Annotated in this window: 16 protein-coding genes and 1 pseudogene; all 17 read left to right on the plus strand. The window is 48.1% G+C overall.

Annotated elements, in window-relative coordinates; genetic code table 11:
• Positions 1-144: 144 nt before the first annotated feature.
• Positions 145-360, plus strand: a pseudogene (locus tag K6V26_RS11635) (hypothetical protein); the annotation flags it as partial.
• A 256-nt stretch (positions 361-616) separates the two neighbouring features.
• The gene (locus K6V26_RS11640; RefSeq protein WP_147426564.1) at positions 617-871 is read left to right on the plus strand and encodes an MscL family protein; all 255 of its coding nucleotides are present in this window, start codon (positions 617-619) and stop codon (positions 869-871) included.
• Positions 861-1,193: a type II toxin-antitoxin system RelE/ParE family toxin gene (locus K6V26_RS11645; protein WP_122329141.1), complete on the plus strand. Its 333-nt coding sequence runs from the start codon at positions 861-863 to the stop codon at positions 1,191-1,193. Before K6V26_RS11640 ends, K6V26_RS11645 begins: the two co-directional genes overlap by 11 nt.
• 139 nt (positions 1,194-1,332) lie before the next feature.
• On the plus strand, positions 1,333-2,925 hold the full coding sequence (locus K6V26_RS11650; protein WP_147426565.1) for a hypothetical protein: 1,593 nt from the start codon (positions 1,333-1,335) through the stop codon (positions 2,923-2,925).
• Positions 2,907-3,629 (plus strand): hypothetical protein, encoded by a 723-nt coding sequence (locus K6V26_RS11655; protein WP_224265410.1) that lies wholly within the window; start codon positions 2,907-2,909, stop codon positions 3,627-3,629. The genes K6V26_RS11650 and K6V26_RS11655 overlap by 19 nt, the downstream gene beginning before the upstream one ends.
• 249 nt (positions 3,630-3,878) lie before the next feature.
• Positions 3,879-4,367, plus strand: a complete 489-nt coding sequence (locus K6V26_RS11660) for an HU family DNA-binding protein (protein ID WP_122329143.1) — start codon at positions 3,879-3,881, stop codon at positions 4,365-4,367.
• Between the two features lie 176 nt (positions 4,368-4,543).
• Entirely contained in the window at positions 4,544-4,795 is a 252-nt protein-coding gene (locus K6V26_RS11665) for a hypothetical protein (RefSeq protein WP_122329144.1), read from the plus strand.
• 6 nt (positions 4,796-4,801) lie between these two features.
• Positions 4,802-5,302, plus strand: a complete 501-nt coding sequence (locus K6V26_RS11670) for a hypothetical protein (RefSeq protein ID WP_122329145.1) — start codon at positions 4,802-4,804, stop codon at positions 5,300-5,302.
• Between the two features lie 150 nt (positions 5,303-5,452).
• A complete protein-coding gene (locus tag K6V26_RS11675; RefSeq protein ID WP_224265411.1) occupies positions 5,453-6,439 on the plus strand; it encodes a hypothetical protein in 987 nt (328 codons plus the stop codon).
• Positions 6,440-6,473: 34 nt separating this feature from the next.
• Positions 6,474-6,836, plus strand: coding sequence for a TapB family protein (locus tag K6V26_RS11680; RefSeq protein WP_224265412.1), 363 nt, complete (start codon positions 6,474-6,476; stop codon positions 6,834-6,836).
• A 21-nt stretch (positions 6,837-6,857) separates the two neighbouring features.
• Entirely contained in the window at positions 6,858-7,232 is a 375-nt protein-coding gene (locus K6V26_RS11685; protein ID WP_224265413.1) for a hypothetical protein, read from the plus strand.
• 19 nt (positions 7,233-7,251) lie between these two features.
• Positions 7,252-7,752: a zinc ribbon domain-containing protein gene (locus K6V26_RS11690; RefSeq protein WP_158599477.1), complete on the plus strand. Its 501-nt coding sequence runs from the start codon at positions 7,252-7,254 to the stop codon at positions 7,750-7,752.
• 36 nt (positions 7,753-7,788) lie between these two features.
• Entirely contained in the window at positions 7,789-8,289 is a 501-nt protein-coding gene (locus K6V26_RS11695) for a zinc-ribbon domain-containing protein (protein WP_122329187.1), read from the plus strand.
• A gap of 45 nt (positions 8,290-8,334) precedes the next feature.
• Positions 8,335-8,919: a zinc-ribbon domain-containing protein gene (locus K6V26_RS11700; RefSeq protein ID WP_224265414.1), complete on the plus strand. Its 585-nt coding sequence runs from the start codon at positions 8,335-8,337 to the stop codon at positions 8,917-8,919.
• Between the two features lie 25 nt (positions 8,920-8,944).
• Positions 8,945-9,898 carry a T9SS type A sorting domain-containing protein gene (locus tag K6V26_RS11705; RefSeq protein WP_122329150.1) on the plus strand — a complete coding sequence of 318 codons (954 nt, stop codon included), beginning with the start codon at positions 8,945-8,947 and terminating at the stop codon, positions 9,896-9,898.
• A gap of 18 nt (positions 9,899-9,916) precedes the next feature.
• A complete protein-coding gene (locus K6V26_RS11710) occupies positions 9,917-11,008 on the plus strand; it encodes a zinc-ribbon domain-containing protein (RefSeq protein WP_122329151.1) in 1,092 nt (363 codons plus the stop codon).
• Positions 11,009-11,253: 245 nt separating this feature from the next.
• Positions 11,254-13,965, plus strand: coding sequence for an alpha-L-rhamnosidase (locus tag K6V26_RS11715; protein WP_224265415.1), 2,712 nt, complete (start codon positions 11,254-11,256; stop codon positions 13,963-13,965).
• Positions 13,966-14,039 lie beyond the last annotated feature (74 nt).

Genomic DNA, 14,039 nt, shown 5'->3' on the forward strand with positions numbered 1-14,039 from the left:
AAACTTGTTTGGACTCTGCCATAACAACATACTAAAAAGCGCTCTTTGACGTATTGGTTTACACGCTTAAAATAATTTCTTCGGAAACAAAAGGTTTTGAGAAGTATTTGCATATCTTTGCAAAGAACCAATAAACCATAAATTATGACACAGCAAAATGCTATCAAAGTTTTTGAAGAGAAGAAAGTCCGCACATTATGGGATAGTGAAACCGAAGAATGGTACTTTTCTATTGTTGATGTGGTGGCTGTATTGACGGACAGTCCTAACCCCAGAAAATACTGGAGTGTATTAAAAAAACGATTAAAAAAGGAAGGAAATGAGTTGACTACAAATTGTAGTCAACTGAAAATGCTTTCCGAACTCTCCACCAAGGATATATCGGAGAAGCCCGCATGAAACTGGAAGAAGAAACCGGCCGTCCGGTCGTAACCCCCATCAATGCAAAGGACTTTCTACAATTAGGACAGGATAAAGATGATCCACAGATTGAAGTGTAAAACAGGCTATTGATTTATATACTTCAGCTGAATAAAACAAAGCAATCTGTTGTCGATTGTTTACTAATTCATTATCTTCGCATCATAAAAACCTTGATAAAAGAAAGGAGAAACTTATGAACAAAGCAATACAATTGCAACAATCAGTTCTGCAAGACGTAGCTTACCTGCTTGACGACAACGAGGCAATGAAGAAACTTCAAAAAGTCCTTCAACGTCTCAAAAAAGAAAAAGCAGCCAAAGAAGAAATGTCTGCCGCAGAAAAAGAAGAGATATTGAATGATATCCGGGATGGGTTGAGAGAACTCAAGCTCGTGCGAGAAGGTAAACTGAAAAGTCGTCCTATAGAAGAACTGCTCAATGAATTATAGTATTGAGACTTTGCCTAGTTTTGATAAGAAACTAAAGAAACTGGCAAAAAAGTATAAATCGCTGAAAAACGATTTACAAGAACTCGTTAATGAGTTAATGCAAAATCCTTCTAAAGGAGTAGATCTTGGTAATGGTGTCCATAAAGTTCGCATGGCAATCAGTGACAAGGGTAAGGGAAAAAGTCATGGTGCCCGGGTTATAACCTATACAGCTGTTATAAGCATGGAAGAAGGAATTATCACTCTTCTTGCTATTTATGACAAAGCAGAGCAAGATACGATAACCGAAAAAGAAATTGCCCGTCTGATAAAAGAGATATAACCCAAACTGGTTACAAATTGTAACCAGTTGAATATAAAAACACTTCCGTAACCAAAAGCGTGTAAACCAATCTCAAAGTTTACACGCTTTTTTTGTGTGCATATATGAAAATAATGTAACACCATAAAAACGGAACGACATGAAAAAGACCTTATTCCTACTAGCATTAGCCTGCAGCCTCCCCACCGCGGGACACAGCCAGGGCTTTATGAAAAAGCTGAAGCAGAAAGTGGAAAACGCTGTCGGTATCAGCGAAAGCACCGACATTGCGGAAGATCAGGCGCAAGCCGACGACAATCACGACGGGAACAGCAATGGCAACAAACCGATCCAACGCCCCACCCCGTCCGACAAACTGCAGAAACTCCGCACCGCCACCGCCACATGGGACGAAGCAGTCACCCCCAGCAAAGCCTCCTCCATCGAAGCCCTGCTGAAGGAACTTCCCCCGCTCCCATCAGTCGATGAGATGGCGAACCCCAATGCCGCCGCCCGCGAAACCTACTACCGGAAGATAGTAGCCGTTACGACGCGCGTCAGGGAACTCGACAAGCAATACACCTGCTCGGACGAAGAAATGATTGCCTTCCGCGAAAATATGTACGCCTCGACTGCCAAAAAACTCGGCATCACCGAAGCCGAACTGCGGGCCCTCGAAAACGACATGACCTCCGAAGCCGAAAAAGAACGCATCACCCAAAAGATCGTTAGCAACACCATCGGCGACATGAGCAGCCTCGAAGCCATGGCCGTCGACATTGAAAAACGCGAAGCAGCCGCAGGTGGCGAGCTGAGCGACCAGGACCGGCTGGCCATCCTTGCCGAACACGGCAACGCCATGGAAGACCTGGGCGCACTGATGGAAAAATCCTCCTCCCTTTCAAGCATACAATCCGGTAGCGGCGATGCCGAACTGGACCAACGCCTCGCCGAACTGATGCAAAAACAGATGGAGGGCCCTCCTAACCCGCTCATTAACTACAATAAAATACTCGGAAAAAATGCCGCCGTCCTCAAGAACCTCTACGCCCGGCTCTGCAACACCGACGACCCGGCAGAGATCGAGCAGATCTACACCGAAGCCGACGAGCTGGCCAAACGCGCCCGCCGCGAAGCCGCCGTCACCTGGCGCAAATACCTGGCAGAGCAGATCGAACTGAACAGGGGACTCTACCCGCAGAGCATGTCCCTGCAGGCCGACTTGGTGAAAGCCGGAATGATCCCCGCCTGTGCCGAAAAACGCGCCAGTCTCAACATCGTGACCATCTGCGCCAATTTCCTCGACCAGGCCTACAGCGAATTTCCCGAACCGGAATTCACTCCCGTCTGCAAGGAGAACATCATGAAATTCCCGAAAAACGAACGGATGATGCGTGCCGAGAGCGGTTATGCCACCTCCGTCGACGGCTTCTTGAGCGGCTGTGTCATCTGGACAATCGACGAAGAGAACGGCACCGAGTACATCTACGAGAACGGCAAGAAACGCGAAATGGACGCCAAAGGTCGGCAGGCCATCAAACAACAGCAGCAAAAACGCGAAGACTACGAGCCGCCTTATGGCACCTGGACTTCGCAGAGCGGCAAATGGACTGCCACCTACTCGCGCGACGGTGCCCTAACCCTGCACGACGGCTCCACCTTCTACCCCTCGGCCCTCAAAAAAGAAGGCAACCGACTGATATGGGTAGAGGTGTCAGGTGAAAACGTAGAGAAATGTATCTACAAATTATAAGGATACTCCTCGCACCGGCCATCGCCTTCGCCTTTAGCATGGCGGCCGCCGCACAGGATTATCAAACGATCTTTGAAAAAGAATGGAAAGAAGCTGAGAAGTACATAACCGGGCAAAAGGAGATCTGGATGGTTATCTTTTCTGAATTCGGCCTCCGCGCCGAGCTGGCGGAAGCAGTCGTTTTTCCCGAACTAATCCGCTACTCCGCCTTGCAGGACTTTATAGAGACAACGGCCGTCAAGGTCCTCTACCTGCAAGGCGGAACCCGCGGGGCCGATTTCTCCATCGGACGTTTCCAGATGAAACCCTCCTTTGCCGAAGCGTTGGAACGCGACTGGATGCAGACCGCCTTACGCCACGAGTACGAACTCTATTTCGACCTGGCCGACAACGTCTACGCCCGCCGTACCCGTATCCGCCGCCTCGACGCCCCGGAGTGGCAGCGCATCTACCTCGCCCTGTTCCTGAAACTGCTCTACCACCGTTTCCCGGAACTCGCCGACAAAGAGACAATCGAGCAAGTCCGCTTCTGCGCCACCGCCTATAACGCCTCGTTCCGCGACAGCTACGAAACGATTCGCGCCATGAGCGACCGCCGCTTCTTCCATACCGATTTCATGCCGACCGCCGGAACCGTTTATTATTCGTATTCGGACATCGCAGTCAGCTATTATAAAAGTACACACGGGGATAGAATCTGGTAGACCCGTCGGTGACTTCGGAAGCCTCGGAAAGTAATTTCCCTGGTTTCCGGGGAAACCGATCCCCCGAAAGGTAAAAAGTCTCACCCGCGTGACATCGTCAACCTCACACGGGTGACATCAACAGACTCACACGGGTGACATCGAGAGCCTCACACGGGTGAAACAAACAGCCTCACGCAGGCAAGACCGGAAACAGATGCATAAGAGAATATAAATAGCTTATTATTAATAATTTAAAAATAAAAAACAATGGCAAAGTACAAATTAATTAAAAGAACGAATCCGCTGAAAAAGGATGCCCCTCCCAAATGGTATGCAACCCCTAAAAGCGAATCCCCGCTGTCGGGCAAGGCGATGACACGTGCTGCCACCGCCAACACGACCACGGCTCCCATCGAGATGGAAGCCTCACTCGAACTCTTCGCTCAGTTTGCCCCCCAGCAACTCCGGCAGGGGCATACTGTGAAAATTCCCGGTTTGGGAAGCTTACGCCTCACCTTCAAGAGCGACGGTGTGGAAGATATCAACGATTTCCGGGCAAACAGCATGATTAAGAATGCCCGCATCGTATTTACCCCTGCAAAAGAACTGCGCGAACGCGTACTCAGCGGCCTCACCTTCGAGGATGGCGGCGTGCTGGAAAACGACATCAGCTACGCTTCCCTGACGGATTACCGTCTGGCGAAAAGCGGTGCAGCAGGTGGCGGCGGCGGCGATGATCGTCCGGAGATTGAATAAACTCAGTAACACTCTGAGTTTATTCAATCACTGGCAAATCGCTCTTTGATATGTTGGAATGATTTTTAGGGAATGTCGGGATTTTTGTTTCCCTTTCTTCCCTCCCCTTTAAATCATTCCGGCCTGTCAATACGATATATATATGTAGAATTTATGAACTGATAATTGACAAGCATATGAAGAAGTTAATTTTATTGATCGTATTCGTAGCCCTCAACGGGGTGGCGGCATGGGGGCAAAAGCCCTTTTACGGAGAATGGCGCATCAAATCCAGCGACAAGTTGGAATACAAAATCTGGGACAACGGCAAAGTGATGCGATTAGAAGTACCCAACCCCAAAGGGGAAATATTTGTAAATCTGATTTTCGGCAATGATTCGCTTTGCATCCTTATGCCCGAAAATAAAACCTACGCGATATTTACCTGAGAAGGGATGAGAGGAAAAACAAGAAAGATACTCGGAATTGAAAGTGAAGAGATTTCACGTTCAATCAAGAAGAAATTCATCAAGCAGGAAACAATTTCCGGCATCTTGTGCAAACATTACGAGATCACTCAAGAAGACCTGTCGCGCGATGTGAATGCCGGAACGATGCACGAGGGTTCCCAGTTCGATAAGACTTGGGAAGCACAAGGCTTCAGACACTATATACAGCACTATGGCGCAGATATTACCATGCGAATATTGAGAAACATTGTCGTAGGGCTACAACCGGCGCATCTGTTTGTAATTCCCAAAGGCTACAAACGTGGCGTATCAATGGATGCCATGATGGATGATATGCATAACATGATGAAAGGAAAAATAGATAAAGCGCAGCAAGGAACAAAAGATCTCCAGGACTTAAAAGAGGGCAAGAAGTCGTCCAATCAAGAAATGAACGACATGATGGATGCCATGAAAAAAGCCCAGGAGATGCTCAAGAAAAAATAACAAAATTGGAATAACGACATGAAAACGACATACTCCCGCCGGAATAGAACGGGTGATCGTAAACGGGAAAATCGCTTTCGACAGGCATAGGCCGACCGGTGTAATAAACGGTACAGATATCAAATATCAATCTAATAAAGAGCAAGAACGATGAAACAAAATAATTGGATACTACTGATTTGCACGGCGTTCCTCTTCGCCCTGCCTTCCTGCTCCGATATGAAACAAAAAATGCAGCAAAAGGTAAAGGCTAAGATCGTGCGCCTGGCAAAGATAGTAGACGAAAAAAGACAAGCGAAAGCCACAGCCGACAGCATAATGCAATCCGAGGAAACCACAGTAGGTATCGAAGCACCTGCCGGCTCCCTGCCGAAGCCTGTACCCGCTACTCCTGGCAGCATCATGGCAGACTGCCCCGACCTACCCCCTGCCGCCGACCTGATTACCGGCAACACGACTGCGTTTGCCGCCCGCCTGACCGAACTCCGCAATCAGAACAGAAGTAATTATTATAAGAAGTCAAGAGCCGTGGGACGCGACCGCGAATTGATGGATGTATTCGGACATACACAAGCGGAAGTAGACAAGATGAATGAAGACCAGAAAAACAAGATAATAATGCAAGCTTATACAAAACAAAAGCAAAAAGATGCCCAACAACAAGCGCAATTAAATGAAATAAACAAAAAAATAGCGAAAGCACAGGAAGGCGGATTGATGGGGATGGCTCTTATGTTAGGCGAAATGAAGGAGAGCAATAAAATACTGGCTAAAGAAGCAGAAGAAAAGTTCTTCAAAGACAACAAAGAACTGATCGAAGGAATAGACCGTTACAAAGCACGTCGGAAAAAGGTGGACGAACTGGTCGCAAGCCGTAAATACGAAGTGGAAGAAAAGGTCAGCTCCTTACCCGCCGGCGAGAAACGTTGCGAGGCATGGCGAAGCTATGTCACAGAAATGCAACAATACTACCACGCCCTGCTGCCCGAAGCCCGTCGAGCCGACAGCCTGGGGATGAAACTGGACATACCCACCCCTAAGCTCTACACTCCCAGTGAATATAATTTCATGAACGAGTATTATCTGAACTGGGCGTATCTAGACTTTACGGAGACGATAATGAAACATAATTACTAAATAACATATTATTAATCACTAACATATCAAGCGTATGAAAACACATCTGAAAACATTACTGCTAATCGCCATCTCCCTGATGGCAACTGTGGGGCTGAACGCCCAGGAACCCTTCTTCTTCACCAAAAACGGGCTGAAGATCACCTTGGCCGAAAAAGACGGCAAAGGAAAGATCAACGGTTACACGCAAAGCACCGTCGTTAGCGTGGAAGGCGAACCCTCCAACTGCACCGTCGTCTACAAAATGATGGTGATGGACAACAAGAAAAAACCGTTGCTGAACGAAGAGATGGACATGAAGATCTACATCAAAGACGGTGTCGTGACGTTCGACCCGACTTCGCTGGCAGGCAAGCTGATGTCCGTACAGGAAATAGTAGAAATAGAAGGCTTTTAAACCCTAAAAAACAAACGCATCATGAAAAAGACAATCGTAGCACTTATGTGCATCGTAAGCCTCGTGATAATGACGGCTTGCGGAGGTGGATCACCCGTTGACAAGTCCTTGAAGAAAATCGACACCGCCATTGAAAAGCTGGAAAAAGCAAATAAGAAGGGCGAGAAACTGAGCAAGGAAGAACTCGACCAAATAGGGAAAGACCTGGAAGAACCCCTGCAGGTATTGAATACTGCATTGGAAAAAGACGAAGTCGGCGGCGTAACAAAACTGAAAATCATCACCAAAGTGTCGAAACTGTCCATCCTCGCCATCGGCGCAGGACTACAAAACATCGACCTGGGCGATCTGACGAAGGATGCTAAAAAAGCTGTCCCGGAAGAGAAAAAAGAATAATCAATCAAACAACAACAATATGTCAAACATCATAGACGGATTAATAAAAGGCGTATCCGGCTTCCTCCCTCAGGACGATCCGGATGTAAAAATACTGACCGCCCAGGCCGAGCTGAGAGAATTTTCCGAAAAGGAGGAGAAGATCTTCGCCCGCCTCGGCAGGGCGGTATACGATACCGACGGCGGCGAAAGCCATCCCGAGATAAAAACCGAGCTGGAGGTACTCTTCAACAACCGTTATGCAGCAGAAGAGCGTTTGCAGGCTGCACGCGACGAAAAGATACTGCGCGAAAAAGCGGAAGCCGAAGAACGCGCCCGCCGCGAAGCTGAAGAGGCAGCACACAGCTGTCCCAATTGCGGAAGCTACAATTCGCCGGGAACAAACTTCTGCCAGGGATGCGGCACACGCCTCGCTCCTCCGGCACAAGCTCCCGCCGCCAAACGCTTCTGTCCCAATTGCGGAGCAGAAGTGGCTGCCGGTTACCGCTTTTGCAGCAGCTGCGGCACGCAGATAGAATAATACGAATACAAACACACTAGTAAGGAGGAAATGATTATGGCTTTCTGTACATTTTGCGGGACACAAGTCCCCGACGATATAAAATTCTGCACCTCGTGCGGAAAACCGATGGGAATAACGGCAACAATTCCGACCCCTGCACAACAGGTACGACCGCAGGCTTCCCCTGTTTATGCGCAACCGCAGACCGCACCACCGCCTCAACAGGCTTACACAGCCCAACCCTATGCGGCGCAACCTTATACACCTGCTCCCGACCCGAACACCCTGCCTCCCGGCAGCAAATACGAACCGATCACAACAGGCGGCTATATCGGCATCATGTTGCTGATGATGCTGCCCATCGTCAACCTGATCCTGCTCCTTGTATGGGCATGCGGCGGTTGCCGGAAAGTGAATAAGACGAACTTCGCCCGTGCCATGCTCATTATCATGCTGATAAGCGCGGTTCTTTCGGGCATCATCTTCCTTATTTTCGGAAGCATGTTCGGTTCCGGCCTCAGTGACATTACAGATACACTCAAATCACTCGAATAAATAACAATAAGAAACAAAACAACTAAATTAAAGGAGGAAACATTTATGGCATTCTGTGGAAAATGTGGACAACAAGTAAACGACGGAGTTAAATTCTGTCCGGCCTGCGGCGCACCGATGGCAGCCGCCGCTCCTACTCCGGAAGCACCGCCCCAACCGGCGGCAGCTCCGCAGCAACAGTATCAACAGCCTCAACCGGTACAACAACCGCCCCAGGCTCAGCAGCCCCAACCGGCTGCCGGCGATACCTTCTCGAACCTGAACAACACGGCCGACAGCACGGCCCAGTTCGATCCCAGAGACATCGAACAGCACAAAGGCATGTCGATCCTCGCCTATTTCGGCCCGCTGGTTCTTATTCCGATATTGGCGGCCAAAGACTCGCCTTTTGCCCGATATCATTCCAACCAGGGTTTGCTGCTTTGCATCGCATCCATAATATATGGTATAGCGTACAGCATTCTAAGCGGCGTGATCCTCGCCATCTCATGGCGACTTTATTTTGTGGTGAGCATCATCGGACTTCTCGGTTTCGTATTTGCCATACTGGCCGTGATCGGAATTCTCAATGCCGTGAACGGTCGCGCCAAAGAGCTCCCGCTTATCGGAAAATATCGCTTATTAAAATAGTATTCATCTCTAATAATTTACTCTTATGAAACAGATTATACTTATGGCAGCTACTGCCCTGTTCGCCTCAGCCAATCTGATGGCACAGAACACATCGGTTACACTGCGTAGTGCATTCGATCTTCCTACGTTCCTTACCGCTTCGCCGGACAGCACCATCCATTATGATGAGAACGACAAAAAGAGTACAAAAGAAGAAAACGTATTCAATGACAAGAACTTCGTCACCCAGACCAACCATTATACCTGGGAGGAAGCGACAAGCAGCTGGAAAACGGCCGGTAAAACCGTCAACACGCTCGACAGCAAAGGACGTACAACAACGGCTATCGGTTATTCTGCCGACGGAACGGAAACCGATAAGACAGATATGACCTACGAAAATGATCATATTTATCCGAAAATGATTACCAGTTTTACCCGGGAAGGCGGTAGCTGGCAACAGGAAGGCGTTGTAAATATAACCAACGTAAAGGTCAACTCCGCAGGTATGCCTACTCTACTCGAACTCACAACTACGGCGGAAGGAATGACTCTCAACATCAAAACAGAAATGACTTACGATGGAGATGTCAGCATGACCAAACTATCAACCGATATGATGGGGGCCTGGGCGGTAATGTCTGAAACGAAAAGCGAAATAGTAGATAAAGGCAACCCGGTAATCACCAAAAACTGGGGGAAAACTTATATTCCAATAGCTACCGATTGGAAATACGATGGCAAAGATTACGCCTACTATTCCGATCATAAACCGGACAACCCCAACAGCAACGAAACCATCACTGTCGAAAAAACAGAATGGCGACTGAACGGAACCATCCTCGAAGTCCCGGCTGCCGAAAACGGCATCGAAATATATGCCATCGTCGGGCAGCTGGTAAAGGAAAGCCCTGCATCTACAATAGATGTTTCAACACTCTCACCGGGTGTTTATATCGTGAAAACGGATAAAGGTTCCTTCAAGATCAGGTTCTAACATTAATACCTATTGGTTATGACAGCAAAAGAAGTTTTTTCAAAGACACTGCAATTCGGCTGGATCAAGCTGGGGCTGGGATTGCTCAATATCCTGATAGCCGTCGTTCTGTTCGCCATCATGATGGGTATCGCCGTCCTGTTCGATAGTGGAGGAGTCGGCGCAATCATGTTCATTATCTGGCTGAGTCTGATCGGGATAGTGAATTTCTTCCTCAACCATTACATCGGCTATCTGGTGAAAGCCGGGCATGTAGCCGTAATAACGATAGCCTTTCAAACAGGGCAAGTCCCTGCCAACCCGTTTGAAACCGGAAAGACGATGGTGAAGGAACGCTTCGGTACCTCCAACGTATACTTCGCACTCGACAAACTGGTAGCCGGTTCCGTCAAACAACTGCAACGTACCCTGGGGCGTATCACCGACGGACTGCTCGGAGCACTGCCGGGAGCCGATGGCGTAAAAAGCCTCATGAATATGTTTCTGGATATCTCCCTCGGCTACGTCGATGAATGTTGCCTGGGATATACCTTCGCCCATCCGGAACAGAATGCCTATAAATCAGCCGCCGACGGTGTGGTTATCTATTTCAAGAACTGGAAGACACTGTTGAAAGACGCAGCGAAGACAACCGGTGTGGTTATCCTTTCATTCGTGGCAGTAACGTTGGTGGCATTCGTCCTCTTCGGCGGGCAGTTCCGTCTATTTGGATGGAGCGGATTTATGGCTTTCATTATCTCCTTGCTGTTCGCTTATACGGTAAAATATGCTTTTATCGACAGCTGGATACTGGTAAAAATGATGAGCAGCTATATGCAGGTAGCTCCGACCACCCAGATCACCTTCGACCTCTACGACAAGTTGTGCAACCTGTCAAAAAAGTTCAAAGAACTGTTCAACAAAGGCACAAGCGAACCGCAACCGGCTTATGCGGGACAAGCATCCGGCTATGGTGAAGAACAATCTCCGGCAGAAATACCACAGGCAGTCGCTCCCTCTTACGATCCGCCTGCCCCCGTTTCTGCCGCTCCCCGCTTCTGCCCTTCCTGTGGCAAAGCGTTGGAACCAGAAAAAGTCTTCTGTGGTAATTGCGGGACACGGTTCGGATAGTAATAAAAAAACTAACTGACTTATAGCTATTCACAGCAAAAACGACTGGAAGTCCTCTGTTGGCTCCAGTCGTTTTTGCTGTGACAACTTGGCATAAAACATAGAATTATCCATTAACAATATCATTTTACAAAGGAAAAAAGTCAAAATTAAAAACCCTTTCAATATCCAATATCCTAACTTTGTGAAACTAAGGAAGATGTATTATCCCTGTTCTATACAGACTTAACTTAATTCGAATGCAAATGAAAGCTACTTTATCCTCATTATTGACTACTTTGGTTATTATACTGGCAGGATGTACTTCCGGCCAAACGGTCAGTATCAAAGATCTTCGGGTTGAAATGAAAGAAAACCCGGTAGGCATTGGTGTATCACAACCCCGCTTTATGTGGAAAATCTCTTCCGGATCACCCGATCTCACGCAGACCTCCTATCAGATACAGGTTGCCGAATCTCCCGATAACCTGAAAAACGGGAAAGAACTGCTTTGGGACAGCGGTGAAGTGAAAAGCGATGAGTCCATACTCATCCCCTACGGAGGCAATCCGTTACAATCCAGAAAACAATATTATTGGCGTATTAAAGCCAATACGAATCAAGGCTCAACGGACTGGAGTCCGATAAACACCTGGTCGATGACCTTGCTCAATCCTTCCGACTGGAAAGCAACCTGGATCGGCGAAAACAATCTTTCCAACCCCGGAGAGACGAAAGAAGGGAAGACACGTCTTGCCGCTCGCTATCTCCGCAAAGAGTTTGTTGCGGATAAACCGATTCAAAGAGCTGTTCTATACATTTCCGGCCTCGGTTTTTCCGAATCCTATATCAATGGAAAACCTGTAAGCGAAGATATTTTCGCGCCCGGACCATCCTGGTATCCTAACCGTGTATATTATAATGTATATGACGTGACGGATCTGTTGTCAAAAGATAAAAATACGATAGGCGTTGCCTTGGGTAACGGTCGTTATTTCGCAATGAGAGACCGGCAGGAAACGCTGCCCTCCCTGCTTGCACAACTGGAAATCGAGTATGCCGACGGCTCGCAAACCGTCATAGTCAGCGATACCTCATGGAAAGTAACCTCCAAAGGCCCGATCATCGCCAACAACGAATTTGACGGCGAAGAATATGACGCCCGCCTGGAACTGAACGGTTGGAACAAAAATGGTTTCGACGACTCTAAATGGCTCACGGCAGATGTCATGACAACTCCCGCCGGTAAATTAACCGTACAGTCAAATCCGAACCTCCGTATCCAGGAAGAAATCAAGCCGGTCAGCATCACCGAAAGACCGGACGGCAAATATATCATCGACATGGGACAAAATATGGTCGGCAGGTTGGCTGTCAGCCTGAAAGGAAAGAAAGATCAACCAGTCACCATGAAATTTGCTGAATTACTCAAGGAAGACGGTTCGCTTTACCTTGCAAACCTGCGTAGTGCCAATGTAACCGATATATATACCCCGGCCCGCGACGGCCAGTTCAGCTGGGAACCGATATTTGTCTATCACGGATTCCGTTTTGTAGAGATTTCGGGGCTTGATTATAAGCCGGAATTATCCGCCTTTACCGGAAAAGTAATCTATGACAAAATGAAAACGACCGGAAAGTTTGAAACTTCCAACCCTCTGGTGAACCAGATCTATAAAAATGCCTATTGGGGTATTCGTGGCAATTACCGGGGCATGCCGACCGACTGTCCGCAACGCGACGAACGCCACGGATGGCTGGGAGATCGTGTAACCGGAGCCTACGGGGAAGCATTCATCTTCAACAACGCCCTCCTGTATAATAAATGGTTGCAGGATATCGAAGACTCTCAAAGCCAGGAAGGAAGCATCTCCGACGTATCTCCCCGTTATTGGACGATATACAACGACGATGTCACCTGGCCTGCCGCCTATTTCTATGTAGCCAACCTCTTATACCGCCAGTTCGGGGATAAGAGTGCCATCATCAGACATTACCCGTCTATGAAACGCTGGATGCAACGCATACAACAAACAGCCATGCAGGATTATATCATCGTAAAAGACACTTACGGTGACTGGTGTATGCCCCCGGAATCACAGGAGTTAATTCATTCGCAGGACCCGGCCCGTAAGACTGACGGTGCTATCCTGTCTACAACCATGTATTACAGCCTGCTGAATATGATGAGCGAATTTGCCCGGCTAAGCGGACAGGAAAACGATATTGCAGCCTATCAGGAACTGGCAGCAAAGATGAAAGAAGCCTACAACGCGAAATATTTCCATCCGGAAACAGCTCAATACGGCAACAATACGGTTACAGCCAACATCCTGTCATTACGTTTGGGACTCGTTCCCAAAGGATATGAAGAAAAAGTGTTTGCCAACATTGTCAAGAAAACGGAGGGAGACTTCGGCGGCCATGTCAGTACCGGTGTCCTGGGCATCCAGCATCTGATGCGCGGCCTCACCGAATACGGCCGGGTAGATATGGCCTGGAAGATTGCTACGAACGACACCTACCCGAGTTGGGGATACATGGCAAAGAAAGGTGCCACCACCATCTGGGAACTCTGGAACGGAGATACCGCCGACCCTGCCATGAATTCCGCCAACCATGTCATGTTACTGGGCGACCTGATCATCTGGTACTATGAAAACCTGGCTGGAATCAAATGCGCTCCGGAATCCGTCGCTTATAAGAAGCTGATCATGGCTCCGGTATTTCCCGAAGGGCTGAATGCCGTTTCCGCCTCCTACGAATCAGTCTACGGAGAGATCAAAAGTGCGTGGAAAAAAGAAAACGGTACTTTCAGCTGGGATATTACAATCCCCGGCAACACCTCAGCCGTCGTACGGATACCGAAAGAGTTCCGGATCAAACAATCCAACCAATCGGGTATCAGGAGGGTGAATGACACTGCCTCCTATACGGAAATCGAGATAGGTTCGGGTAGTTATCACTTTAATAACTAAAAATAAATATGAAGAAAAGTCTGTAAATGACATCCTTGATCTTAATCATTGGTTTGCCATTTACAGATTTTTTT

The sequence above is a fragment of the Parabacteroides goldsteinii genome, from assembly GCF_020091425.1.
GTDB lineage: Bacteria > Bacteroidota > Bacteroidia > Bacteroidales > Tannerellaceae > Parabacteroides > Parabacteroides goldsteinii.

Coding starts and splice junctions, on each gene's coding strand:
- K6V26_RS11715 (WP_224265415.1), top strand. CDS start 11,254: ATGAAAGCTACTTTATCCTCATTATTGACTACTTTGGTTATTATACTG.
- K6V26_RS11660 (WP_122329143.1), top strand. CDS start 3,879: ATGGCAAAGTACAAATTAATTAAAAGAACGAATCCGCTGAAAAAGGAT.
- K6V26_RS11695 (WP_122329187.1), top strand. CDS start 7,789: ATGGCTTTCTGTACATTTTGCGGGACACAAGTCCCCGACGATATAAAA.
- K6V26_RS11705 (WP_122329150.1), top strand. CDS start 8,945: ATGAAACAGATTATACTTATGGCAGCTACTGCCCTGTTCGCCTCAGCC.
- K6V26_RS11710 (WP_122329151.1), top strand. CDS start 9,917: ATGACAGCAAAAGAAGTTTTTTCAAAGACACTGCAATTCGGCTGGATC.
- K6V26_RS11690 (WP_158599477.1), top strand. CDS start 7,252: ATGTCAAACATCATAGACGGATTAATAAAAGGCGTATCCGGCTTCCTC.
- K6V26_RS11650 (WP_147426565.1), top strand. CDS start 1,333: ATGAAAAAGACCTTATTCCTACTAGCATTAGCCTGCAGCCTCCCCACC.
- K6V26_RS11700 (WP_224265414.1), top strand. CDS start 8,335: ATGGCATTCTGTGGAAAATGTGGACAACAAGTAAACGACGGAGTTAAA.
- K6V26_RS11685 (WP_224265413.1), top strand. CDS start 6,858: ATGAAAAAGACAATCGTAGCACTTATGTGCATCGTAAGCCTCGTGATA.
- K6V26_RS11680 (WP_224265412.1), top strand. CDS start 6,474: ATGAAAACACATCTGAAAACATTACTGCTAATCGCCATCTCCCTGATG.
- K6V26_RS11670 (WP_122329145.1), top strand. CDS start 4,802: ATGAGAGGAAAAACAAGAAAGATACTCGGAATTGAAAGTGAAGAGATT.
- K6V26_RS11655 (WP_224265410.1), top strand. CDS start 2,907: ATGTATCTACAAATTATAAGGATACTCCTCGCACCGGCCATCGCCTTC.
- K6V26_RS11665 (WP_122329144.1), top strand. CDS start 4,544: ATGAAGAAGTTAATTTTATTGATCGTATTCGTAGCCCTCAACGGGGTG.
- K6V26_RS11645 (WP_122329141.1), top strand. CDS start 861: ATGAATTATAGTATTGAGACTTTGCCTAGTTTTGATAAGAAACTAAAG.
- K6V26_RS11640 (WP_147426564.1), top strand. CDS start 617: ATGAACAAAGCAATACAATTGCAACAATCAGTTCTGCAAGACGTAGCT.
- K6V26_RS11675 (WP_224265411.1), top strand. CDS start 5,453: ATGAAACAAAATAATTGGATACTACTGATTTGCACGGCGTTCCTCTTC.